Below are 21,658 nucleotides of genomic sequence, written 5' to 3' on the forward strand. Positions count from 1 at the left end.
ATGAAGACCCTGACCCTGCTCGGCGTCTGCGCCGCCGCCCTGGCCCTGACCGCCGCCGCCCCCGCGCCCAAGGTGACCGCCGCCAACGCCTGGTGCCGCCCGGCCCCGACCGGCGCCATGGCCGGCGGCTGCTATGTCACCCTCACCGCCAGCGTCGATGACCGCCTGGTCGCAGTGGAGACCACCGCCGCCGACAGGGGCGAGATCCACACCATGTCGATGGACGGCGGCGTCATGCGCATGCGCAAGCTGGCCGACGGCCTGGCCCTGCCCGCCGGCAAGGCCGTGGCCCTGAAGCCCGGCGCCGAGCACCTGATGGTGATCGGCCCCAAGATCGCCCTGACGGAAGGCGCCCAGGTGCCGCTGACGCTCAAGTTCCAGAAGGCCAAGCCGGTGAAGGTGATGGCCGTGGTCAAGACGCCGCCGGCGCCGGCGATGTCCGGGATGCATCACTGATGCGAGGGGTCGCGCTCGCGCTCGCCCTGCTGGCCGCCACGCCGCTCGCCGCCTGCGGCGAAAAGGGGGCGCAAGAGACGGCCGGTTCGGTGATCAAGATCGGCGGGCCGTTCCAGCTGACCGACATGAACGGACAGCCGGTGACGGAGAAATCGCTGCTGGGCAAGCCCACGGCGGTGTTCTTCGGCTTCACCTATTGTCCGGAGGTCTGTCCGACCACCCTGACCGAGCTGACCGCTTGGCTGAAGGCGCTGGGCAAGGACGCCGACAAGCTCAACGTGGTCTTTATCACGGTGGACCCCGAGCGCGATACGCCCGCGCAGCTCAAGGAATATCTGTCGAACTTTGACCCGCGCATCCAGGGCTTCACGGGCACGCCCGACGCCATCGCCAAGACGGCCCGCGCCTACCGCGTCTACCACCAGAAGGTCCCGCTGGACGGCGGCGGCTACACGATCGACCACTCCTCGGCGATCTACCTGTTCGACGCCAAGGGGCGGTTCGTCTCGCCGATCGCCTATCAGTCGCCGCCCGAGCGGGCCCTGGCCCAGCTGCGCGACCTGGTGAACTGAGCCGCAAGGCAAATCCTTCCAAGGCTTGGATCGCTTGCAAGGCCGCCGTGCGTCCCCCGACGCCGGCGGCCTTTTTCCGTCGCCAGCCGCGCCGACGTCGGAGCCGTCTTGTAAAAAATGGGTCACATGAACTTTTTTTAAGGGGGTAAAGTTTTCGCGCCGTTGCAGATTGCCGGCGGCTCACACCAACGGATGCGAATTCCATGAAAAAAGTCTGGTTCGGCGCTGCGGCGATCGCGGCCCTGTCCCTCTCGGCGTTCGGGGCGCAAGCCCACGAGAAACACGCCTGCATCGATGACGCTTGCGTCATGCAATCGCTGCTGCCCTCCATCGCCGCCGGCGCTTCGGCCGATGTCACCTCGCTGGAGTCCCCGCGCTACGGGACCTGGGGCTTTGACATCTCGGGCATGGACACCTCGGTGAAGCCGGGCGAGGACTTCTACAAGTTCGCCAACGGCGCCTGGGACGCGCGGACGCAGATCCCGTCGGACCGCACCCGCTACGGCAACTTCGACAAGCTGGCCGAGCTGTCGGAAGCCCGCACCAAGGCGATCATCGAAGCCGCCGCCGCCAACAAGACCGCGACGGGCGACACCGCCAAGGTGGGCGCGGCCTATCGCGCGTTCATGGACGAGGCCGGCATCGAGAAGCTCGACGCCAAGCCGATCGCGCCGTACCTGGCCGAGATCCGCAAGGTGAAGACCAAGGACGAGTTCACCACCCTGATGGGCAAGAGCTCGACCAGCCCGTTCACCAGCCTGCTGGGCCTGGGCATCTCGACCGACGCCAAGAACCCGAAGTCCTACGCGGTCTACGCCGGCGCTGGCGGTCTGTCGCTGCCCGACCGCGACTACTATCTGGACGCCAAGTTCGCCGACAAGAAGGCCGCCTATCTGGCCTATGTCGAGAAGATGCTGACTATGGCCGGCTGGGACAAGCCCGCCGAGCACGCCAAGGCCGTCGTCGATTTCGAGACCAAGCTGGCCGAAGTCACCTGGACCCGCGCCGAGCGCCGCGACCGCGACAAGACCTACAATCCCGCCACCCTGGCCGAACTCCAGGCCATGTCGCCGGGCTATGACTGGAACCGCTATATCGCCGCCTCGGGCCTGCCCAAGGTCGATCGGTTCGTGGTGACCACCAACACCACCTTCCCCAAGTACGCCAAGATCTACGGCGAGACCCCGCTCGACACCCTCAAGGCCTGGCAGGCCTTCAAGGTCATCGACGGCGGCGCTGCGCTGTTGTCCAAGCGCTTCGTCGACGCCAACTTCGAGTTCCGCGCCAAGACGCTGTCGGGCCAGCCCGAGCAACGCCCGCGCTGGAAGCGTGGCGTCGCCGCCGTCAACGGCCTGCTGGGCGAGGCGGTCGGCAAGGACTATGTGGCGGCCTACTTCCCGCCGGAGTCCAAGGCCAAGATGCTGGAGCTGGTGGCCAATGTCCGCGGCGCCATGAAGGTCCGCATCGACAATCTCGACTGGATGAGCGCCGAGACCAAGGTCAAGGCCCAGGACAAGCTGGCCAAGTTCACCGTCAAGATCGGCTATCCCGACGTCTGGGAGGACTACTCCAAGCTCGAGATCAAGGACAACGACGCCTATGGCAACGTCCAGCGCGTCGGCGCCTGGGCCTGGGCCAAGGACGTGGAGCGCCTGTTCAAGCCGGTCGACAAGACCGAGTGGGGCATGACCCCGCAGACGGTCAACGCCTACTACAACTCGGTCAACAACGAGATCGTGTTCCCGGCCGCCATCCTGCAGGCGCCGTTCTTCCACCCCGACGCGGACCCGGCCATCAACTATGGCGGCATCGGCGGCGTGATCGGTCACGAGATCGGCCACGGCTTCGACGACCAGGGCCGCAAGTCCGACGGCGACGGCGTGCTGCGCGACTGGTGGACCGCCGAAGACGCGAGCAAGTTCAAGGCCCAGGCCGATCGCCTCGGCGCTCAGTACGGCGCGTTCGAACCCCTGCCGGGCATGAAGCTGAACGGCGCCCTGACCATGGGCGAGAACATCGGCGACATGGGCGGCCTGGCCTTCGCGCTGGACGCCTATCGCGCCTCGCTGAAGGGCCAGCCGGCCCCGGTGCTGGACGGCTTCACCGGTGACCAGCGCGTCTATCTGGGCTGGGCTCAGGTGTGGCGCGGCAAGCAGCGCGATGAGGCGCTCAAGCAGCAGATCATCGCCGGCCCCCACTCGCCGGGCTACTACCGTGTCAACGGCACCATCCGGAACATGCAGGGCTGGTACTCGGCCTATGACATCAAGCCGGGCGACAAGCTGTACATCGCGCCGGAAAACCGCGTGAAGATCTGGTAGTCGCCAGAGCCTGAACGCCATCAAGGGCCGGTGAGCGATCACCGGCCCTTTTTGCATCCGCCCTTCAGAACGGCGGCTTGGGATAGATCAGGCCATCGGTGTGGGCCGCCGGACTGCCCGTGGTGACGGCGGCGAAGATCACCGCGCCGACCGGCGAGAACGCCAGGACGCGCGCGAGGATCAAGGTCCCCGCCAGCACCGCGATCGTCCACAGCCAGACCGGATGCGGCCGACCGCGCACCCGCCAATCGCGCACGAGCCCGATCAAGGGCACGATCACCGCCACACCGGTGGCGATCTCGAACGCGTAGGGCTTGAGGAACGGCATCGGCAGGATCCGGCCAAAGCCCGGCCCCATCAGCAGGGTGAACGCCCCGATCTGCAGGCGCGGATGCCAGTCGCGGTTCTTGCGCAGAACGAGCGCCGCCGCGAACAGGCCGAACGCGCCCAACAGGGTGATGATATTGGCCAGTACGAAATGCTGCGGCTGGAAGAAGAACGGCACCCGTCCCGTGCGGACGGAGGCGATGGTCACCAGCGGACCCAGGACCAGCATGGCCAGCATCCAGACCACGGCCACCGCGCCCAGCGTCCGATGCAGCTTCACCCCGCCGCCGGCCGCCAGCCACGCCTGGGTGACGAGGATCGCCACCCAGCCCATGAACACCACCGCATGCAGGTGCACGACCAGCGGCGCGCCGAAGCTGGAGCGCGCCATGGCCAGTTGCAGGACGAACCCCGAGACCAGCACCACGGCCATGGCCGTGATCGTGGTGCGGAAGAAGGACAGATCACCGCGCGCCGCCGGTCCCGTCGCCCGCCCGGCCTTGGCTCCGCGCGCATCGGCGCTCAAAATCGCATCAGACATTTGAAATACCCCCGTTACCCCAGATGAATTTTCCACGACTTCGTGACAACGGCGAGTCCTAGAGCTCGGCGATGCCGAACCGCCGCTCGGGCGCCACCGCCTCGGCGGCGAGGAAGCGCGAAGGCCCCACCCCGCAAAGATCCCGGAAATCGCGCGCCATGTGCTGGTGATCGTAGTAGCCCGCGCCGACCGCCAGGCTCAGCCAGTCCGCCGCCGGATCGGCGTTGCGGGCGCGGATCAGCCGGTCCAGCCGGGCGATGCGCGCAAAGAGCTTGGGGCTGACCCCAAGGCGGTCTCGGAACGCGCGATGCAAGGCGCGCGGCGCCAGGTCGATCCGGCGCGCCAGCCGGTCCAGCGAGCCCGCCCCGCCCCGGATCAGCTGCGCCGCCGCCCAGTCCACGCGATCGGGATCGCGACCACAGGCCGCCACGCGGGTCGTCAGCCAGGCCTCGGCCGCCGCGATCATGGCCTCCGCCGTCGACGCCTCGGCGATCTGGTCGGCGATCGCGCGCAGATCGGGAAACACCGCCTCGGCGTCCAGGGCTTGGTCGGTGAGCTCGGCCATCGACATTCCGGCCAGCCGTCGCAGGGCCCCAGGCTCGAACTCGATCTGATAGACGCAGAAATCAGCGCCCCCCGCCCGGCGCGTCAGCGCGGTCGGCTGGCCGATCAGGACCGCGCGCGGCTTGATCGTCACCCGCCCCGCCGCATCGATCAAAGCCTCAGGGTCACGCGGATAGAAGGCCAGGGCGCAGGCGGGGCGCGGCCAATACGGCTTGATCGGCGCGCGCTCCCCGGCCGGGAAACGAAAACGGATGATCTGGTGGCGCGCCACCCATCCAGCCAGGGCCGGACCCGGCGGTAAGGTCAGGAACAGCGGCGTCATCGGCAAGCTCCCCCACAGGCCTTGGCGCAGCCTAGCCCAGGACCCCGCCGACAAGATGGTAAAAAACGGACACGTCGCAGAACGCCGGTTGACTAGTTCGATGACAAACGTCAACGTCGAGTCGTTGACAGCTGTCATCGGGAGCGGACCATGAAGATCAGCGCGGCCGAAAGCGTGGTGATGGAGGCGCTGTGGCGGGAAAGCCCGCTGACCTCCGAGGCGATCATGAGTGAGGTCTGCGCCCCGCAGGGCTGGACCGAGGGCACCGTCAAGGTGCTGATCAGCCGTCTGGTCAAGAAGAAGGCCGTCGGCGCCAAGGCCGATGGCCGCCGCTATCAGTACTCGCCGCTGCTCAGCCGGCGCGACTATGTGCAGGGCGAAAGCCAGGGCCTGCTGGACCGGCTGTTCGACGGCCGCCTGGCCCCGCTGGTCATGCATCTGTCGGAAGGCGACAAGCTCAGCGACCAGGATATCGCCGAGCTGAAGGCTCTGGTCGAAAGGATCGGCAAGTGAGCGCGGCGGTCCTGTCGGACCTGGCCGGCGCCAATCTGGCTCTGGCCGGCGGCGTCCTGGCGGTGATGGCCCTGCGCGGGCCGGTCCGTCGTCGCTTTGGCGCCCTGCCCGCCTATCTGCTGTGGCTGACCCCGCCGCTCTGCGCCCTGGCGGCCTTGGCGCCCTCGCCGATCGAGGCCACGCCCCTGGCGCCGATCCTTCTGACCGCCGGACAGGCCGCGCGCCAGGCTGTTCCCCCCGGCCTGGCGACGCCGACGGCGGCGACCCTGGCCTTGCTGGCCTGGGCCCTCGGCGTGCTGGTGGCGGCCGCCGCCTTCGTCGTTCGGCAAGTGCGCTTCACCCGGTCGCTGGGGCCACTGACGCCACATCCGACCGATGCGCGACTGCTGGTCGGCAAGCATGTGGGGGCCGGCCCCATGGTGCTGGTCTCCCCCTGGCCCCGCATCGTGGTCCCCGCGGATTTCGACGACCGTTTCCAGGGGGAGGCCCGCGCGCTGGTTCTCGCGCACGAGGGCGTCCATCTGGCGCGGGGCGACGCCCTGATCAACAGCCTGGTCGTCGCGATCCAGTGCCTGGCCTGGTTCAACCCGATGGTCCACATCGGCGCGCGCCGCCTGCGCCTGGATCAGGAAATGGCCTGTGACGAGGCGGTCCTCGCCCAGCGTCCGCAAACGCGCCGGCTGTACGCCGAGACCCTGCTGGACTCCCTGCTTGTTCCTCGCGTCGTTCCGTTCGGCTGCCATTGGCCGGCCGGCGGCGCTCATCCCCTGAAGGAGAGACTGATCATGCTGAACATCCCCATAAGAAGCCCCGCGAGGCGGGCGGCGGGCCTCGCCCTCACCGCGCTGGTCGGCCTGGCCGGCGCCGGCGCCGTCTGGGCCGCCGATGCGCGCCCGGCGCCCGTGATCACCCAGCCCAACTGGATCGCCAAGCCGACCGCTCAGGACATGGCGCGGTTCTATCCGGCGACCGCCGTCGCCGCGAAGGCGGGAGGGTTCGCGGTCATCGATTGCCGCGTCACCGCCGAGGGGCAATTGACCGCCTGCAAGGTGCTGCGCGAAAGCGCGGACGCCCATGGCTTCGGCGCAGCGGCCCTGCAGCTTGGCCCGTTGTTCCAGATGAGCCCCCAGACCATCGACGGTAAGGCGGTCGACGGCGGGCGGGTGACGATTCCGATCCGCTTCTCGGTTCCGCAAAGCTGAGAGCGCCCGTCCTTTAGGACCGCGAGGACCGTCGGTTAGCCCGGCGGTCCTCAAGCGCGTTTCGGCGTCGCGAGGGGATGCGCGACGCCGAGACCGTCCTATCCCCCTGCCAGGAGGGCGGCCGCCATGGCCAGCAGGGGGATGCCCAGGGTCAGGTTGAAGGGGAAGGTTACGCCCAAGGACAGGGTCAGGTAGACGCCGGCGTCGGCCTTGGGCAGGGCCATGCTCATGGCCGCCGGCGCGGCGATATAGGAGGCCGAGGCCGCCAGCACGGCCAGGGCGGCCAGATCGCCGGCCGGCAGGCCCGCCAGCTTGCCCAGGACCAGGGCCACGGCGCCGCCCAGGATCGGCAGCACGATCCCCATGGCCAGAAGGCTGATCTTGAAGCCTCGCGCGGCGGCCAGTTGCCGGCCCGCCCGGACACCCAGATCCAGCAGGAAGACGCAGAGCACGCCCTGGAACACCGGTCCGGTGAAGGTCGCCAGACGCGCGCCCCCCTGGTGGCCAGTGATCAGGCCGATGAAGAAGCCGCCGATCAGCACCACGCTGGCCGCGTTCAGCAGCACCTCATGGGCCAGCTTGCCGGCCGAGACGCGATCGGGATCCTTGCCGTGCGCGCCGTCGCGGGTGGCGATCGCGGCGATGGCGATGGCGGTCAGCAGGCCAGGCGTCTCCATCAGCGCCAGCACCGCCGACATGTAGCCGCCGGGCGCCTGACCGATCGCGGACAGATAGCTCTGGGCCGCGGCGAAGGTCACCACCGACACCGAGCCGTAGTGGGCGGCGGTGGCGGCGGCGGTGATGGTGTTCAGACCCATGCGCTTGAGCAGGGCGTAGGCCGGCAGCGGCAGCAGGAAGCTCAGCACCAGACCCAGGCCCGCAGCCTTCAGGAAGCCCGCGTCCAGCCCGTGGGCCCGCGCCTCGACGCCGCCCTTGAAGCCGATGCACAACATCAGGACCAGCGACAGGGTCTTGGCCGCCTCCTTCGGCAAGGCCAGGTCCGAGCGCGCCAGGGCCGCGATCAGGCCGAGCGCAAAGAACAGCACCGCCGGCTGCAGCAGATTGCCGGCGGCCGCCGAGACGGTCTGACTGAGAAGATCCACGAAAACGCCCCCAAGAAACTCTGCGCCGCAAGGCGCGGGGGCTCCTCTAAGCGACGAGGTGTGATTTCCCTTGTTGATTTCTGATATGGTCATGATGAGGAACGCTCATCATGGAGCCATCATGCCGCGCCGCACCAATCTGGACCTCGATCTCGTCCGCGCCTTTCTGGTGGTGTGCGAGCAACGCAGTTTCACCCGGGCGGGCGAGCGCTTGGGGCGCTCGCAGTCGGCGGTCAGCCTGCAGGTGCGGCGCCTGGAGGAGCAGCTGGGGCAACCGCTGCTGTCGCGCGATCCGCGCCATGTCGCGCCGACCGAACAGGGCGCGGCCTTCCTGCCTCAGGCCCGCCGGCTGCTGCGCCTGAACGACGAGATCCTGGCCAGCCTGGGCGCCGACGAGATCGAGGGCGAGGTGCGGCTGGGCGCGCCGGAGGACTTCGCCACCCAGCACTTGCCGGCCGTGCTGGGCTCGTTCGCGCGCAGCCATCCGCGCATCGCCCTGACCGTGACCTGCGATCTGACCCTCAACCTGCTGGACCGCCTGGGCGAGGGCGCGCTGGATCTGGCCCTGGTCAAGCGCGAGCCGCTGGGGCCTGATCTGGGCGTGCGGGTCTGGCGCGAGCCGCTGGTCTGGGTGGCGCTGGATCCGGAGATGGCGCGGCGCGAAGGGCCCGTGCCCCTGGTAGCCGCCCCCGCCCCGTGCGTCTATCGCAAGCGCGCGGTGGCGGCCCTGGAGGCGACCGGGCGAGCCTGGCGGGCGACCTACACCAGCCCCTCCCTGGCCGGGCAGTTGGCGGCGTTGCGCGGCGGCCTGGGCTTGAGCGTTCTGCCGCGCGAGATGGCCCCCGACGACCTGACCATTCTGTCCGAAGGCTTGCCGCGCCTGGAGGACGCTGAGATCGCGCTGCTGAAAGCGCGGGGCGCGCCGCCGCCTGCCGCCGAGCGGCTGGCCGATCACATTCTCACCGCCCTGGATCGCCAGCGGACCCAGCCCCAACCCGCGACGCGCATCGCCGGCTCAGCCCCGTCGTGATGGGGCCTTTGCGATTTTGACGTCGCCGTCAAATTTGTGAGATGGTGCCCAGATACACCAAACCCGCCGCGGGGGATAATCGCGACGGGCTGGCTATTTTCTCGATCATTCGATCTAGGCGGGCGTTTCCTCCCCGAAACGCCGAAGAACGGGAGCTCTCTGTCGGGCTCGTTTCGTCCTTGCAGTGTGTAGAAACGTCAAATTCGTGACGGTGTCAACGCGGCAACCGCCTTTTTCTCAACGGGTTCGCCGAAATTTTGACATTCGGGATGTTGTTTGGACGCTCGGGTCGAATTTACGTCGAGATTCAGTGTTATTTTTTGACACGATCGTCAAATCTTACTTTTCAGCGCCTCGGCGAAGCGGTCCAGCACCGCCGAGCGCGACTCGAACACATAGTCCGGACGCGAAACGGTGACCGGCTCGACGCCCGCTTCCGCCAGAGCGGCGGCGGCGTCGAACAGGTCGGCGGTGGCCAAGAGGGCGCCGTTCGCCCGGCGCGAGCCGCCCCGGGCGATGAAGGCGGCCACGGCGTCCTGGGCGGCGCGGTCCTGCTCGGCCGGCCAGACCAGGGTGGCCAGCTTGCCCGCCCGCCCCTTGGCCTCGACCACCGAGAGCAGGCGGCGCAGCGCATCCAGCTGCTCGCCGTTCCAGCCGGCGGTCAGCGAGGCGGTCAGCTGGGCCTGGCTCTTCAGGATCACTCCGTCGGACAGGATCTTCAGCCCGTTGGCCGCCAGGGTCGCGCCGGTGGTGGTGATGTCCACCACCAGCTCGGCGGCGCCGGCGGCCGGGGCCCCCTCGGTGGCGCCGCTGCTCTCGACGATGCGATAGTCGGCGACGCCGTGGCGGGCGAAGAAGGCCCGCGTCTGGGTCACGTACTTGGTCGCCACCCGCAGGCGCCGGCCGGTGCGGGCCAGATGCGCGTGACCCACCTCGTCGACATCGGCCATGGTGTCGACGTCGAGCCAGTTCTTGGGCGCGGTGACCACCAGGTCCGCGCGGCCAAAGCCCAGGGCCCGCAGCAGCATGACGCGGCTGTCCATGTCGTCGCCGCGCTCGCGCAGCAGGTCCTCGCCGGTGACGCCCAGGTGCAGGTCGCCGCTGTCGAGCCCGGCGGCGATGTCGCCGGCCGAGAGCAGACGCACCGACACGCCGGGCAGGCCCGACAGCTCGGCCGAATAGCCGCGCGCGCCGCCGGTCATCTCCAGCTTGAAGCCGCAGTCGGCCAGCCAGGCCTCGACCTGGTCCTTCAGGCGGCCCTTGGAGGGAATGGCGAAGATCATGGGCGTGCTCATTATTCGCCGCCTCCCGCATAGGCCCGCGCGGGGCGGATCATGAAGCCGACGGCGCCGGTGTCGGTGGCGACGCCCAGCTTGGCCGGCAAGCCGTCATAGCGACCGCCGGCGGCGACGGGACGCTCATCGCCCAGCGCGGCCGAGCGGATCTCGAACAGGTAGCCGTCATAATAGCCGAACGCCCGCCCGAAGGCGGCGGCCAGGGTGGCGCGCTCCAGGGCCACGCCCCGCTGCGCCATCCCCGCAAGCCGCGCGCGCCAGCCGTCGAGGACGGCGTTCAGCGCCTCGGCCTTGGGACCGGCCAGGGCCGCGATGGCCGACAGGGCCGCGTCCGGACGATCCGACACCGCCAGGAACGCCCGGACCTTGTCGGCCTGGGCCGGATCCAGGCGCCCGGCCTTGGCCGCGTCGGCCTTTTCCACCAGGCGGCGGGCGATCTCGGCGGGACGACGGCCGCCGACGGGCTCGATGCCGGCCAACGACCACAGCTCCTGCAGCACCGAGGCAGCTTCCTCCTCGGGCAGACCCGCGAGCAGGGCCGCAATGCGCGACTGCTCCCCGGTGGGCGCAGCGACATCGCCGTCCAGCTCGGCCTTCAGCTGGCGCGGCTTGGCGAACGACCGCGTCAGGCGCGCGGCCAGGGGCGGTGCTAAATCCAGACTCGCAACGAAGGCCGAGAACAGCGACACGTCGCCCAGCACCAGCGACAGGTCCTCGCGCCCGCCCGCCACGGCCGAGGCCCAGGCCAGGGCCGCCATCTCGGCGTCGGCGGCGACACGGTCACCGGTCTCGAAGGCCTCGACGCCCAGCTGCAGGAACTCTTCGGCGCGGTCGGAGCCACGCGGCGCGACGCGGAAGGCCTTGCCCTCATAGCGGCGCCGGCCCGCCCCGCCCCCGCCCTCGAAGTGCTGGCGGGCCACGGCGACGGTGAAGTCGGGGCGCAGACACGCCTCCTCGCCCGCCTCGCCCGACACCACAAACAGCCGCGAGCGCATGGCCTCGCCGGCGAGATCCAGAAGCAAGCCCAGCGGCTGCAGCACCGGGGCGTCGGTCAAGACCGCGCCGGCGTCCAGCAAGGGGGCGCGGATGGCGTCCAGCGCTGGCGCCGGAATGGAACGCTCGAGCCTCACCTCAACCCCCGATGATCTTGCGGACGGCATCGACCAGCTGGCCGCGCGGGATGGTCTGCTGGCCCGGACGCTCGGCCTTCCAGGCGGCGTTGTCGGTCAGCCCCTCGGCGGCCATGCGGCCCGCGTCCAGGTCCTTGATCGTCACCGTGCCGGCCGCGATCTCGTCGCCGCCCAGCATGACCACGGCCGGCGCGCCCCGACGGTCGGCATATTTCATCTGCGGCTTCATGCCCGAGGTCCCCAGATACACCTCGGCGGCGATGCCCGCCGCGCGCAGCTGTCCGACCACGGAGAAGTACTCGCCCATGTGCGCTTGGTCGAAGGTGATCACCACCACCGGCCCGCGCGCCTGCCCGCCCGGCTCTCGCCCCGCCGCCCGCAGCGCCGCCGCCAGACGCGACACCCCGAACGAGAAGCCCGTCGCCGGGGTCACATTGCCGGTGAACCGCGCCACCAGATCATCATAGCGCCCGCCGCCGCCGATCGAGCCGAACGAGACCTTGGCGCCCTTCTCGTCGGTGGTGGACAGCAACAGCTCAGCCTCGAACACCGCGCCGGTGTAGTATTCCAGCCCCCGCACGATCGACGGATCGATAAAGGCCTGGTCGTCGGCGATGCCGAGGCTCGAGAGGGCCGCGTCGATCCGCGACAGCTCCAGAAGGCCCTCGTCGCCCTCGGCCGAGCCGGCCACCACGCGGGCGATATTGTCCAGCGTCGCGGCGCGACCACCCGTCGAGCCGGCCTGAACAAAGTCCAGCACCTGATCGACCGCCTTACCCTTCAGGCCCGCGCCCTTGGTGAAGTCGCCGCTCTCGTCCAGGCGGCCTTCGCCCAAGAGCAGCCGCACGCCGTCCACGCCCAGGCGGTCCAACTTGTCGACCGCGCGCAGCACGGCCAGCTTCTGGCCGGCGCTGTCGGCGCCCGCGGCGGTCAAGAGGCCGTTGAGCAGCTTGCGGTTATTGATCTTCAGCACCGCCGTGCCGCGCGGCAGGCCCGCGGCCTCCAGCCCATCGACGGCCATGGCGATGATCTCGGCGTCGGCCTCCGGACGGGCCGAGCCCACCGTGTCGGCGTCGCACTGGATGAACTGGCGGAAGCGCCCCGGCCCCGGCTTCTCGTTGCGCCACACCGGCCCGAAGGCGTAGCGGCGGAACGGCTTGGGCAGGGTCTCCCAGTTCTGGGCGGCGAAGCGGGCCAGCGGCGCGGTCAGGTCATAGCGCAGCGCCATCCACTGATCATCGTCGTCCTGCAGCGCAAAGACGCCCTCATTGGGCCGGTCGCTGTCGGGCAGGAACTTGCCCAGCGCGTCGGCATATTCGAACGCCCCGGTGTCCAGCGCCTCGAAGCCGTAGCGCTCATAGACCGCCGACACCGCCTCCAGGATCGCGCGCTCAGCCCGCAGGTCGCGCGCGCGCTTGTCGGCGAAGCCTCTGGGGCTGCGGGCCTCGGGGCGGAAGTCGGGGGTGGGTTGTTCGGAGTCGGTGGTCATCGTCGGTCCTTAAATCTTCAAGGCTTCGACGGATGGCGCTTGTCGCAAAGCCCCATCCGCTAGGCGGGGCTCTGGCTGGGTACGCTCGGCTTTAGAGCGCGCGGACCCGGCCGATCCCGCGAGGCGAGGTCGGATGGTGGTGGTGGCCGTGATGGTGCGGCGTGCGGGTCATTGCGGGGGCGGTGTAGCGGATGGCGGCGGTGAGGGGAAGGGGGGAGGGCCTTCTGTCCATACGGCACACCAAGAAGTTTACACACTGCAAGACCGCAGGCTCCAGCACGCGCGAATCGGGTAGAATCGGAACAACTCTCGCAAAGCTTCGATTGAGAAAAGATGTTTCGGGCAAAAACGCTACTTGTGCTGGGGGCGGGAGCAAGCCTCGAAGTCGGCCTACCCACGGGGGAAACACTTCTAAAGCAAATATCCGATCTGATAGATTTTAGATTCGAGTTCGGCGACCGCTTAACGTCTGGCGATCAGCTTTTACTGCAAACTTTGAAGATTATTCTAAACGAAGGCAGAGAAGTAAAAAATTTGAATGCGCACTTAGCGGCCGGACAACAACTCCGAAAATCGGCTCAACAAGCGCTATCTATAGACAACGTGATAGACGCTTTAGAAGACAAGAAAGTTGAACTCGTTGGAAAGCTCGGAATACTTCGCGCAATCCTGAAAGCAGAGTCCGAAAGCCAATTTTTTCGTCCGCAGCAGGAACATCGAGACGTCGTTGACGTCCAGAATTTTGGCTCCACCTGGTACAGCAGCTTCACCAAACTTCTGACGGAAAACATCAGGAAAAGCGAAGTAGATCGACTGTTTGAAAACATAGAAATAATAAATTTCAACTATGACCGGTGCCTAGAGCGTTACCTACCGCAATCAATATCTGATTACTATGGAATAAGCCTGCAGGAAGCAGAAGCCTTAATGACCAAGCTTCGCGTCCACCGACCTTATGGCCTGTGTGGGCGACTGCCGTGGATGCAGGGCCAGGGCCCCATTATACAATTTGGGCAAGAAAATTCCAATCTTTTGGGCGCTGCAGTAAGCCAGATAAGGACATTTACAGAGCAAATCGACGAAGGTGATGAAATAGATGCAATTCGCTCTGCTATCGGCAATGCCGATAGGATAATTTTCTTAGGCTTTGCCTTTCATAGGCAGAACATGAGCCTGTTATCTAGCCCCATTCAAGATCATACCGAGATTATCGCCACCGCTTATGGCATATCTAGTGACGACATTGCCGTAATAGAGAGAGAATCCGCGCGCGTATTTGATTTTGAAGAAGATAGCTATAGCGTGAGCAACCGGATAAATTTAAGAGGCATAAAGTGTGCTGGCTTATTTAAGCAGCACTGGAGAACAATAACATCTGAGGCAAAAGAAGTTTGAATTGGATTATTCTTACACCTCACGGCGAGACGCCCCCCCCCCTGGACAGGCCGGGTTGCTCAAGGACGGCGCTTCGCGCCGCCGCCGCGCGGCCAGCCGAAATCCCTCTCTCTGAGAGAGAGGGAGGGGCCCGCGCCGCAGGCGTGGGAGGGTGAGTGGTTACGACGACGGCCCTTTGCCCTCAGCCTTCTCGTCCCTGCCCTGTCCGGAAAGCGCGTACCCACTCACCCTCCCACCGCGTCGCGGTGGGCCCCGCCCTCTCTCCCTGAGAGAGGGATTTTGTTTGGCGGCCGGCCGGTGAGCGCTCCCTCTCCCATGGGGAGAGGGCCGGGGTGAAGGGGGTACGGCGTCCGACGGCGCGCCGGCGCAGCGTCAGACCGCGTAACCCCTCTCCCTCCCACCGCTGCGCGGCGGGCCCCGCCCTCTCCCTCTGGGAGAGGGATTTGGACAGCATCCCTGCCCTGTCCGGAAAGACCCTACCCACTCACCCTCCCACCGCGTTGCGGTGGGCCCCGCCCTCTCTTCCTGAGAGAGGGATTTTGTTTGGCGGCCGGCGGTGGTCGCCCCGCTCTCCTCCCCCATCGGGGGAGGGGGACCCGCGAACGCGGGTGGAGGGGGCCTGATGCGGTGGGGTTACATCCTGTGGGTGGCAGGCGGCCTTGAGCTGACCGGGGCGTCGCCCGGTCGGCTGGCCCCTCCACCGCCGTTCGGCGGTCCCCCTCCCCCGGTGGGGGAGGAGAGAAAACACGGCGCCCGCCCCCTTTCTCGTGTCATCCCGGCCGCAGCGCGGAGCGCGGAGCGCCGGGACCCAGGGGGTGACCAAGCGCGGCGCTCTTGCAACCCCTGGGTCCCGGGTCGGCTGCGCCGCCCGGGATGACACGAGCTTATGGGGATTGGCGGGTGTGAACGCTCGGAATTGGCGAAGATGATCTCAACAAAATCAATCGCTTCTCACTTTTACGCGCCAACTTATCCCCGGCCTCAGAACCCGACCCATACTCAATGCATCTCTGTCGCGGGGGAGGGCGTATGGATCCGGCCCAATACGGCGGCGGGGTTAGGTTGAGCGGGGCCGCGTGGTCTCGAAGCGGTTTCGACCGGGGTCTGTTCGTTGGATAGATCCGGGATCCCGGAAGAGGCCGCAGAGAGGCGAGCGCGGAGCGACAGGGCGGTGATCGTACAAGCCGCCTATCGTGGATCGTCGGGCTGGACACGGAAGTCGCCGCTCCAGTTGATCCGCGCCCGTCCGGGGGCTCCTGGGGTCCCGAGCTGAAAGACGCTCACGCCCCCCATCCTCACGGGCAAGAACAACCTGGCGGAGCGGACAGTCGAGCCGAAACGCAAACCAAACTCACGGTACTCCGGGTTCGCCCGGCCGCTCCGTCGCCTCCCCATGACCTTCAGCGAGCGATCGCGTGAAGCGGCGGACGCACGCCCTCCCAGTTCCTCCCCCGCGATGCGGGGGAGGTGGCCCAGAGGGCCGGAGGGGGCCTTCACCGCACCCGCCGCGCTCGCCCCCTCCGTCGGCTCCGCCGACACCTCCCCCGTCTCACGGGGGAGGAACAGCCCAGAGCCTTTAGGAGACCCACCAGATGCCCAAGTCCAAACCGCCCCGCCGCCGTCGCCGGCGTCACCTGAGCAACCAAGAGCGCGGGCTGGTCGATTTCTTCGATCGGCTGGAGCGGATCACCGACCGCGCCGAGCGCGAGGCCGAAGCCCTGGCCGATCGCGTGCCGCCCGAGGAGCTGGCGGCGATGCGGGCCACCTGCGCGGAGAACCGGCGGATCTTCGCCGAGGCCCGCGCCGAGATGATGGCCCCCAGCCGCACGCCGGTGCTGGACCGCCTCGTCACCGAGATGCGCCAGAAGGAGCGGGCGGCGACCCGCCTGGCGCGCGATCGCTGACGTCGCGCCCCCTCCCCTCGATGGGGAGGGGCAGGGGTGGGGTGAACGCGGCGGTCGACGCCGCGCTCCACCGCCTGCTCAGCAGGTCACCCCATCCCCGCCCTTCCCCATCAAGGGCAAGGGCGCTTTTGAGGAGTCTTCGAATGTCCAGGTCCACCCCGCCCCGATCCCGTATCCGCGCGCTGCACGACCGCCTGCTGGGCAAGGGTCGACGGCGGCCGCGCCATGTTCGCAGCACCGACGAGATCCTGCTCGACATGCTGGCCAAGACCCTGGCCGTGCTCGACATCGCCGAGCGCGAGATGCGCGTGGCGGCGCGGGACTATCCGCCCCAGGTGCTGGCCGAATATCTGGCGGGCGCAGCCGAGACGCGGCGCGAGCTGGAAAGCCAGCGCCGCGACATTCTCGATGGGATGGCGGGCTAAACCCTACTCCGCCGCCACCAGGCCGGCGTCGGCCTTGGCCTCGACCCGGACGGCGCCGCCCATGGGCTTCAAATCGAGGTCCTGGAACAGCTGGCTGTCCTCGTCCTGGCCGGGCAACGGGGTGGTCAAGAGCTTGCCGCCGACGAAGATCGAGTTGGCGCCGGCCATGAAGCACAGGGCCTGCAGCTCGCGGCTCATGCCCTCGCGGCCGGCCGACAGGCGGACCATCGACTTGGGGCAAACGATGCGGGCCACGGCGATGGTGCGGACGAACTCGATGGCGTCGATGGCCTTGCCTTCGGAAAGGACCTTGTCGCCCAGCGGCGTGCCGCTGATGGGGACGAGGCCATTGATCGGCAGGCTGTCGGGGTGGGCCGGCAGGGTGGCCAGCTGGTGCAGGAGGCCGGCGCGGTCGCGGCGCTGCTCGCCCATGCCGACGATGCCGCCGCAGCAGGTGCTCATGCCGGCGTCGCGCACATGGGCCAGGGTGTCGAGGCGCTCCTGATAGGTGCGCGTGGTCACCACGTCCTTGTAGTAGTCGGGGCCGGTGTCGAGGTTGTGGTTGTAGTAGTCGAGGCCGGCGGCCTTCAGGGCCTTGGCCTGATCAGCGGTCAGCATGCCCAGGGTGGCGCAGGTCTCCAGGCCCAGGGCCTTCACCTCGCCGATCATCTCGGTCAGCTTGGGCAGGTCGCGGTCCTTCAGCTCGCGCCAGGCCGCGCCCATGCAGAAGCGCTGGGCGCCGCCGTCGCGGGCCGCGCGGGCCTTGGCCACCACGTCGTCGGCGGCCATCAGCTTGTCGGCCTTCAGACCGGTCTTGAAGTGGGCCGACTGGCTGCAATAGCCGCAGTTTTCAGCGCAGCCGCCGGTCTTGACCGACAAAAGCTGCGACAGCTGGACTTCGGAGGGATCGAAGTGGGCCCGGTGAACGTTGGCCGCCTGGAACACCAGCTCCATGAACGGCAGGGCGAACAGCGCCTCCACCTCGGAAAGCGTCCAGTCGTGGCGGGGGGAAGCGTTGATCTGACTCATGGCCGGGACGTTTGGACCGACGCATGACGATTGGCAAGACTTCGGCTAGAGGTCGTTGCGACGGCCGGGCGCGGCGATGGGGAGACGCTCCGATCATGGATCGTGAGATCGAGCTGAAGTTCCTGATCCCGCCCGAGGCGGCCGAGGCGATCCTGAGCGCCCTGGACGGTGAGGGCGCGGTGCGCCAGCTCGACGCCACCTACTACGACACCGCCGATCACGCGCTGCGCCAGGCCGGCTTTGGCCTGCGGGTGCGCGACGGTGAGGGCGGCCGCAAGCAGACCTTGAAATCGGCCTCGGCCGGCGGGGTGTTCTCGCGCGGCGAATGGGAAGAGACCATCGCCGGCCCCGCGCCCGATCGCGACGCCCTGGCTCGCACGCCGGTGGCCGCGATGCTGGCCGACGCGGCGCTGTCGCCGGTGTTCACCACACGGGTGGAGCGGGTGATCCGCATGGTCCGCAGCGGCGAGACGCTGATCGAGGTGGCGCTGGATCGCGGCCAGCTCAGCGCCGGCGAGCGCCACGCCGCCGTGTGCGAGCTCGAGCTGGAGCTGAAGACCGGACAGCCGCAGGCCTTGTTCGATCTGGCGCGCACCCTGGCCCGCCACGCGCCGCTGCGGCTGTCGCTGATCAGCAAGGCCGAGCGCGGCTATGGCCTGGCGGTTGGCGACGCGGCGCTGCGTGTACGCCGACAGACGGCGGCTCTGGGTCCGGAGGCGAGCGTCGAGGCGGCGCTGCAGGCGATCGGCCAGGCGGGCCTGGCTCACCTGTGCGCGGCGCTGGAGGCCCTGCGCGAGCGGCCCGAGCCAGACAGCGTCCACCAGGCGCGCGTCGCCGCTCGTCGCCTGCGGGCGATGCTGAAGATCTTTAAGCCGCTATCGCGCGACGCCGCCGCCATGGCGCTGGACGCCGAGCTCGACTGGCTGGCCGGCGAGCTGGACGCGGCGCGCGATCTCGACGTCTTCGTCGGCGAGGTCTGGGAGGGCTCGGCCAAAAACGCGCCCTTCGAAGGCCGCGACGCCTTCGAGCGAGGCCTGAAGGCCGCCCGCGCCACCGCCTATCTGCGCATGGAAGCGGCGCTGGAAAGCCCGCGCGCGCGCGATGTCCTTCTCGAAGCCGCCGCCTGGCTCGAAGCCGGGACCTGGATAACCGACCCCGCGCTGGCCGAGGTCCGCGAGACCCCCGCCGCCAGCCTCGCGTCCGAGGTTCTCGATCACCTGCGCGGCCGGACGAAGACGGGCGCCAAGCGCTTCAACGACCTGGACCCGCACGGCCGACACAAGCTGCGCCTGAAGGGCAAGACCCTGCGCTACGCCGCCGAGGACCTTGCGTTGCTATTTCCAGACCATCCGCGCCGCGCTGAACGCTTCCTCGCCGCCGCCAAGGCGGTGCAGGACACGCTCGGCGCGCTCAACGACCGCACCGTCCGCCACGATGTCGTGGACGCCGCCGCTCATGGCGATCCGTCCCTCGCCCGCGATGCGGCAGGCGCTGTGCTGAGAGACGACGAGACCAAGCTGCTCCACGCCGCCCGGGAGGCGCTTGACGCCCTCGTCGAGGCCAAGACGTTCTGGTGAAGACAGGGAAAAACGCAAAAAGCCGCCCGAAGGCGGCCTGTTTACGATCAGTCCACTGGGTGCGGGGACAGGATTTGAACCTGTGACCTTCAGGTTATGAGCCTGACGAGCTACCGGGCTGCTCCACCCCGCGTCAGGGTGTTAGGTGAGATTGTGTGTGCAGGGTTTGCGGACTTGTTGGTGATATCCTTTTGGCGGACCTGGCGGCGACCTACTCTCCCGCGCCTTGAGACGAAGTACCATTGGCCCAGGGGGACTTAACGACCGAGTTCGGAATGGGATCGGGTGGGGAACCCCCGGCATAGCCACCAGGTCAGCGAAAAGGATATCATCCAGCCTCTTTCGAGGCCGGAGATTGTGAAGAAGACATCAGTGTCTGAAGTAGAGCCACATGCTATTGCATGGGTTTGACTGAAGAACGATCAAGCCTATCGAGCTATTAGTACCGGTAAGCTCCATGCGTCGCCGCACTTCCACACCCGGCCTATCAACGTGGTGGTCTTCCACGGCTCTCAGCGAGACCTTGTTTTGAGGTTAGTTTCCCGCTTAGATGCTTTCAGCGGTTATCTATTCCACACTTAGCTACCCTGCTGCACAGCTGGCGCCATGACAGGTCCACCAGAGGTGTGTCCATCCCGGTCCTCTCGTACTAGGGACAGATCCTCTCAAGTCTCGTACACCCACGGCAGATAGGGACCAAACTGTCTCACGACGTTCTGAACCCAGCTCACGTACCACTTTAATCGGCGAACAGCCGAACCCTTGGGACCTGCTCCAGCCCCAGGATGTGATGAGCCGACATCGAGGTGCCAAACTTTGCCGTCGATATGGACTCTTGGGCAAAATCAGCCTGTTATCCCTAGAGTACCTTTTATTCGTTGAGCGATGGCCCTTCCACGCAGGACCACCGGATCACTATGGCCGACTTTCGTCTCTGCTCGACTTGTCAGTCTCGCAGTCAGGCGGGCTTATGCCATTGCACTCGACGACCGATTTCCGACCGGTCTGAGCCCACCATCGCGCGCCTCCGTTACACTTTGGGAGGCGACCGCCCCAGTCAAACTGCCCGCCACGCCATGTCCCGGACCCGGATAACGGGCCGCGGTTAGACGTCAGCAACAATAAGGGTGGTATTTCAAGGATGGCTCCACTCGAACTGGCGCCCGAGTTTCATAGCCTCCCACCTATCCTACACATGTTGCTGCTAACGCCAAGGCGAAGCTGCAGTAAAGGTTCATAGGGTCTTTCCGTCTGACCGCGGGAACCCCGCATCTTCACGGGGAATTCAATTTCGCTGAGCCTATGCTGGAGACAGTGGGGAAGTCGTTACGCCATTCGTGCAGGTCGGAACTTACCCGACAAGGAATTTCGCTACCTTAGGACCGTTATAGTTACGGCCGCCGTTTACCTGGGCTTCAATTCAGAGCTTGCACCCCTCCTTTTAACCTTCAGGCACCGGGCAGGCGTCAGACCCTATACGTCGCCTTGCGGCTTCGCAGAGCCCTGTGTTTTTGATAAACAGTCGCTACCCCCTGGCTTGTGCCACTCTCATCTGGTTGCCCAAAAGAGAGTCACGCTTATCCCGAAGTTACGCGTGCAATTTGCCGAGTTCCTTCAGCATAGTTCTCTCAAGCGCCTTGGTATACTCTACCTGCCCACCTGTGTCGGTTTCGGGTACGGTCTCCGTTGGAGTTATTTCCAGGGACCTGTTCACTGCCAGGAGCAATCCAATAAGCCCTGACAATTTACCAGATCCGTCACTTCCAACTGGTTCAGGAATATTCACCTGATTCCCATCGACTACGCCTTTCGGCCTCGCCTTAGGGGCCGACTAACCCTGCGCAGATTAGCTTTACGCAGGAACCCTTGGGCTTTCGGCGAGAGGGTCTCTCACCCTCTTTATCGCTACTCATGTCAGCATTCTCACTTCCGATACCTCCAGCAAGGCTCACGCCTCACCTTCATCGGCTTACGGAACGCTCCGCTACCGCGTGCTTACGCACACCCATACCTTCGGCGACTGGCTTTAGCCCCGTTACATTTTCCGCGCAGGTTCGCTTGACCAGTGAGCTGTTACGCTTTCTTTAAATGATGGCTGCTTCTAAGCCAACATCCTGGTTGTCAAAGCAAACCCACATCGTTTCCCACTTAGCCAGTACTTGGGGGCCTTAGATGATGGTTAGGGTTGTTTCCCTTTTCACGACGGACGTTAGCACCCGCCGTGTGTCTCCCGGATATTTCTCTTGGGTATTCGGAGTTTGATTAGAATTGGTACAGCTCGCGCCGCCCGCATCCATTCAGTGCTCTACCCCCCAAGGAATTCGTCCGAGGCACTACCTAAATAGTTTTCGCGGAGAACCAGCTATGTCCAGGTTTGATTGGCCTTTCACCCCTATCCACAAGTCATCCGAGAATTTTTCAACATTCACCGGTTCGGTCCTCCAGTAAGTGTTACCTTACCTT

The 21,658-nt window shown here is 66.8% G+C and carries 18 protein-coding genes, 1 tRNA gene, 2 rRNA genes and 1 pseudogene (1 of these 22 only partly in view); 12 read left to right on the forward strand and 10 right to left on the reverse strand.

Annotated elements, in window-relative coordinates; translation table 11 throughout:
• From CA606_RS18435 to CA606_RS18445, 3 genes are all read left to right on the forward strand, one after another.
• Entirely contained in the window at positions 1 to 456 is a 456-nt protein-coding gene (locus CA606_RS18435) for a copper chaperone PCu(A)C (RefSeq protein WP_096053204.1), read from the forward strand.
• Positions 456 to 1,028 carry an SCO family protein gene (locus tag CA606_RS18440; protein ID WP_096053203.1) on the forward strand — a complete coding sequence of 191 codons (573 nt, stop codon included), beginning with the start codon at positions 456 to 458 and terminating at the stop codon, positions 1,026 to 1,028. The genes CA606_RS18435 and CA606_RS18440 overlap by 1 nt, the downstream gene beginning before the upstream one ends.
• A 203-nt stretch (positions 1,029 to 1,231) precedes the next feature.
• A complete protein-coding gene (locus tag CA606_RS18445) occupies positions 1,232 to 3,349 on the forward strand; it encodes a M13 family metallopeptidase (RefSeq protein WP_096053202.1) in 2,118 nt (705 codons plus the stop codon).
• Between the two features lie 64 nt (positions 3,350 to 3,413).
• Here the strand turns inward: CA606_RS18445 and CA606_RS18450 are convergent, their stop codons facing one another.
• Positions 3,414 to 4,217, reverse strand: a complete 804-nt coding sequence (locus tag CA606_RS18450; RefSeq protein ID WP_096053201.1) for a hypothetical protein — start codon at positions 4,215 to 4,217, stop codon at positions 3,414 to 3,416.
• A 58-nt stretch (positions 4,218 to 4,275) separates the two neighbouring features.
• A complete protein-coding gene (locus CA606_RS18455; RefSeq protein ID WP_181242921.1) occupies positions 4,276 to 5,121 on the reverse strand; it encodes an AraC family transcriptional regulator in 846 nt (281 codons plus the stop codon).
• 132 nt (positions 5,122 to 5,253) lie between these two features.
• Here CA606_RS18455 and CA606_RS18460 point away from each other — a divergent pair, with 132 nt between their 5' ends.
• Both CA606_RS18460 and CA606_RS18465 read left to right on the forward strand, forming a co-directional pair.
• Positions 5,254 to 5,616 (forward strand): BlaI/MecI/CopY family transcriptional regulator, encoded by a 363-nt coding sequence (locus tag CA606_RS18460; protein WP_096053199.1) that lies wholly within the window; start codon positions 5,254 to 5,256, stop codon positions 5,614 to 5,616.
• Positions 5,613 to 6,818 carry a TonB family protein gene (locus tag CA606_RS18465; RefSeq protein ID WP_096053198.1) on the forward strand — a complete coding sequence of 402 codons (1,206 nt, stop codon included), beginning with the start codon at positions 5,613 to 5,615 and terminating at the stop codon, positions 6,816 to 6,818. Before CA606_RS18460 ends, CA606_RS18465 begins: the two co-directional genes overlap by 4 nt.
• Positions 6,819 to 6,916: 98 nt before the next feature.
• On the opposite strand, the gene CA606_RS18470 is transcribed toward CA606_RS18465, so the two are convergent.
• Positions 6,917 to 7,921, reverse strand: a complete 1,005-nt coding sequence (locus CA606_RS18470; RefSeq protein WP_233282167.1) for a sodium-dependent bicarbonate transport family permease — start codon at positions 7,919 to 7,921, stop codon at positions 6,917 to 6,919.
• Between the two features lie 121 nt (positions 7,922 to 8,042).
• Here CA606_RS18470 and CA606_RS18475 point away from each other — a divergent pair, with 121 nt between their 5' ends.
• Positions 8,043 to 8,951: a LysR substrate-binding domain-containing protein gene (locus CA606_RS18475; RefSeq protein ID WP_096053196.1), complete on the forward strand. Its 909-nt coding sequence runs from the start codon at positions 8,043 to 8,045 to the stop codon at positions 8,949 to 8,951.
• Between the two features lie 332 nt (positions 8,952 to 9,283).
• Here the strand turns inward: CA606_RS18475 and hisG are convergent, their stop codons facing one another.
• From hisG to hisS, 3 genes are read right to left on the reverse strand one after another with little or no spacing between them, the layout of a single operon-like run.
• On the reverse strand, positions 9,284 to 10,246 hold the full coding sequence (gene hisG, locus CA606_RS18480; RefSeq protein ID WP_010921340.1) for an ATP phosphoribosyltransferase: 963 nt from the start codon (positions 10,244 to 10,246) through the stop codon (positions 9,284 to 9,286).
• Entirely contained in the window at positions 10,246 to 11,406 is a 1,161-nt protein-coding gene (locus CA606_RS18485; protein ID WP_096053195.1) for an ATP phosphoribosyltransferase regulatory subunit, read from the reverse strand. Before CA606_RS18485 ends, hisG begins: the two co-directional genes overlap by 1 nt.
• Positions 11,378 to 12,865 carry a histidine--tRNA ligase gene (gene hisS / locus CA606_RS18490; protein WP_096053194.1) on the reverse strand — a complete coding sequence of 496 codons (1,488 nt, stop codon included), beginning with the start codon at positions 12,863 to 12,865 and terminating at the stop codon, positions 11,378 to 11,380. The genes CA606_RS18485 and hisS overlap by 29 nt, the downstream gene beginning before the upstream one ends.
• Before the next feature lie 333 nt (positions 12,866 to 13,198).
• Between hisS and CA606_RS18495 the strand changes: the two genes are divergently transcribed.
• The 5 genes and pseudogenes from CA606_RS18495 to CA606_RS18510 all read left to right on the forward strand — a co-directional run bounded on the left by CA606_RS18495 (position 13,199) and on the right by CA606_RS18510 (position 16,589).
• Complete coding sequence (locus CA606_RS18495; RefSeq protein ID WP_181242685.1) at positions 13,199 to 14,260, forward strand: hypothetical protein; 1,062 nt, start codon at positions 13,199 to 13,201, stop codon at positions 14,258 to 14,260.
• Between the two features lie 332 nt (positions 14,261 to 14,592).
• Positions 14,593 to 14,704 (forward strand): annotated as a pseudogene (locus CA606_RS20400) (hypothetical protein); the annotation flags it as partial.
• Positions 14,705 to 15,027: 323 nt separating this feature from the next.
• Entirely contained in the window at positions 15,028 to 15,189 is a 162-nt protein-coding gene (locus CA606_RS18500; RefSeq protein WP_181242686.1) for a hypothetical protein, read from the forward strand.
• A gap of 663 nt (positions 15,190 to 15,852) precedes the next feature.
• Positions 15,853 to 16,164, forward strand: a complete 312-nt coding sequence (locus CA606_RS18505) for a hypothetical protein (RefSeq protein WP_096053192.1) — start codon at positions 15,853 to 15,855, stop codon at positions 16,162 to 16,164.
• 143 nt (positions 16,165 to 16,307) lie between these two features.
• Positions 16,308 to 16,589 carry a hypothetical protein gene (locus CA606_RS18510; RefSeq protein WP_097563478.1) on the forward strand — a complete coding sequence of 94 codons (282 nt, stop codon included), beginning with the start codon at positions 16,308 to 16,310 and terminating at the stop codon, positions 16,587 to 16,589.
• Between the two features lie 3 nt (positions 16,590 to 16,592).
• On the opposite strand, the gene bioB is transcribed toward CA606_RS18510, so the two are convergent.
• Entirely contained in the window at positions 16,593 to 17,618 is a 1,026-nt protein-coding gene (gene bioB, locus CA606_RS18515) for a biotin synthase BioB (protein ID WP_096053190.1), read from the reverse strand.
• A gap of 95 nt (positions 17,619 to 17,713) precedes the next feature.
• Here bioB and CA606_RS18520 point away from each other — a divergent pair, with 95 nt between their 5' ends.
• Positions 17,714 to 19,195 (forward strand): inorganic triphosphatase, encoded by a 1,482-nt coding sequence (locus tag CA606_RS18520; protein ID WP_181242687.1) that lies wholly within the window; start codon positions 17,714 to 17,716, stop codon positions 19,193 to 19,195.
• A 56-nt stretch (positions 19,196 to 19,251) separates the two neighbouring features.
• Here the strand turns inward: CA606_RS18520 and CA606_RS18525 are convergent.
• The 3 genes from CA606_RS18525 to CA606_RS18535 form a co-directional block, all read right to left on the reverse strand.
• Positions 19,252 to 19,328 (reverse strand) — tRNA-Met (locus CA606_RS18525).
• Positions 19,329 to 19,393: 65 nt separating this feature from the next.
• Positions 19,394 to 19,508: ribosomal RNA gene (gene rrf / locus CA606_RS18530) — 5S ribosomal RNA — on the reverse strand.
• A 105-nt stretch (positions 19,509 to 19,613) separates the two neighbouring features.
• A 23S ribosomal RNA gene (locus CA606_RS18535) occupies positions 19,614 to 21,658 on the reverse strand (it continues 741 nt past the right edge of the window).

Origin of the sequence: Caulobacter vibrioides, assembly GCF_002310375.3 — a bacterium.
GTDB classification, from domain to species: Bacteria; Pseudomonadota; Alphaproteobacteria; order Caulobacterales; family Caulobacteraceae; genus Caulobacter; species Caulobacter vibrioides_D.

Bases quoted from the DNA above. Each gene is read 5' to 3' on its own strand.
- CA606_RS18495 (WP_181242685.1), top strand. From the start codon at position 13,199: ATGTTTCGGGCAAAAACGCTACTTGTGCTGGGGGCGGGAGCAAGCCTC.
- CA606_RS18435 (WP_096053204.1), top strand. From the start codon at position 1: ATGAAGACCCTGACCCTGCTCGGCGTCTGCGCCGCCGCCCTGGCCCTG.
- CA606_RS18520 (WP_181242687.1), top strand. From the start codon at position 17,714: ATGGATCGTGAGATCGAGCTGAAGTTCCTGATCCCGCCCGAGGCGGCC.
- CA606_RS18440 (WP_096053203.1), top strand. From the start codon at position 456: ATGCGAGGGGTCGCGCTCGCGCTCGCCCTGCTGGCCGCCACGCCGCTC.
- CA606_RS18460 (WP_096053199.1), top strand. From the start codon at position 5,254: ATGAAGATCAGCGCGGCCGAAAGCGTGGTGATGGAGGCGCTGTGGCGG.
- CA606_RS18450 (WP_096053201.1), bottom strand. From the start codon at position 4,217: ATGTCTGATGCGATTTTGAGCGCCGATGCGCGCGGAGCCAAGGCCGGG.
- hisS (WP_096053194.1), bottom strand. From the start codon at position 12,865: ATGACCACCGACTCCGAACAACCCACCCCCGACTTCCGCCCCGAGGCC.
- CA606_RS18475 (WP_096053196.1), top strand. From the start codon at position 8,043: ATGCCGCGCCGCACCAATCTGGACCTCGATCTCGTCCGCGCCTTTCTG.
- CA606_RS18445 (WP_096053202.1), top strand. From the start codon at position 1,232: ATGAAAAAAGTCTGGTTCGGCGCTGCGGCGATCGCGGCCCTGTCCCTC.
- CA606_RS18485 (WP_096053195.1), bottom strand. From the start codon at position 11,406: ATGCCGTCCGCAAGATCATCGGGGGTTGAGGTGAGGCTCGAGCGTTCC.
- CA606_RS18510 (WP_097563478.1), top strand. From the start codon at position 16,308: ATGTCCAGGTCCACCCCGCCCCGATCCCGTATCCGCGCGCTGCACGAC.
- hisG (WP_010921340.1), bottom strand. From the start codon at position 10,246: ATGAGCACGCCCATGATCTTCGCCATTCCCTCCAAGGGCCGCCTGAAG.
- bioB (WP_096053190.1), bottom strand. From the start codon at position 17,618: ATGAGTCAGATCAACGCTTCCCCCCGCCACGACTGGACGCTTTCCGAG.
- CA606_RS18505 (WP_096053192.1), top strand. From the start codon at position 15,853: ATGCCCAAGTCCAAACCGCCCCGCCGCCGTCGCCGGCGTCACCTGAGC.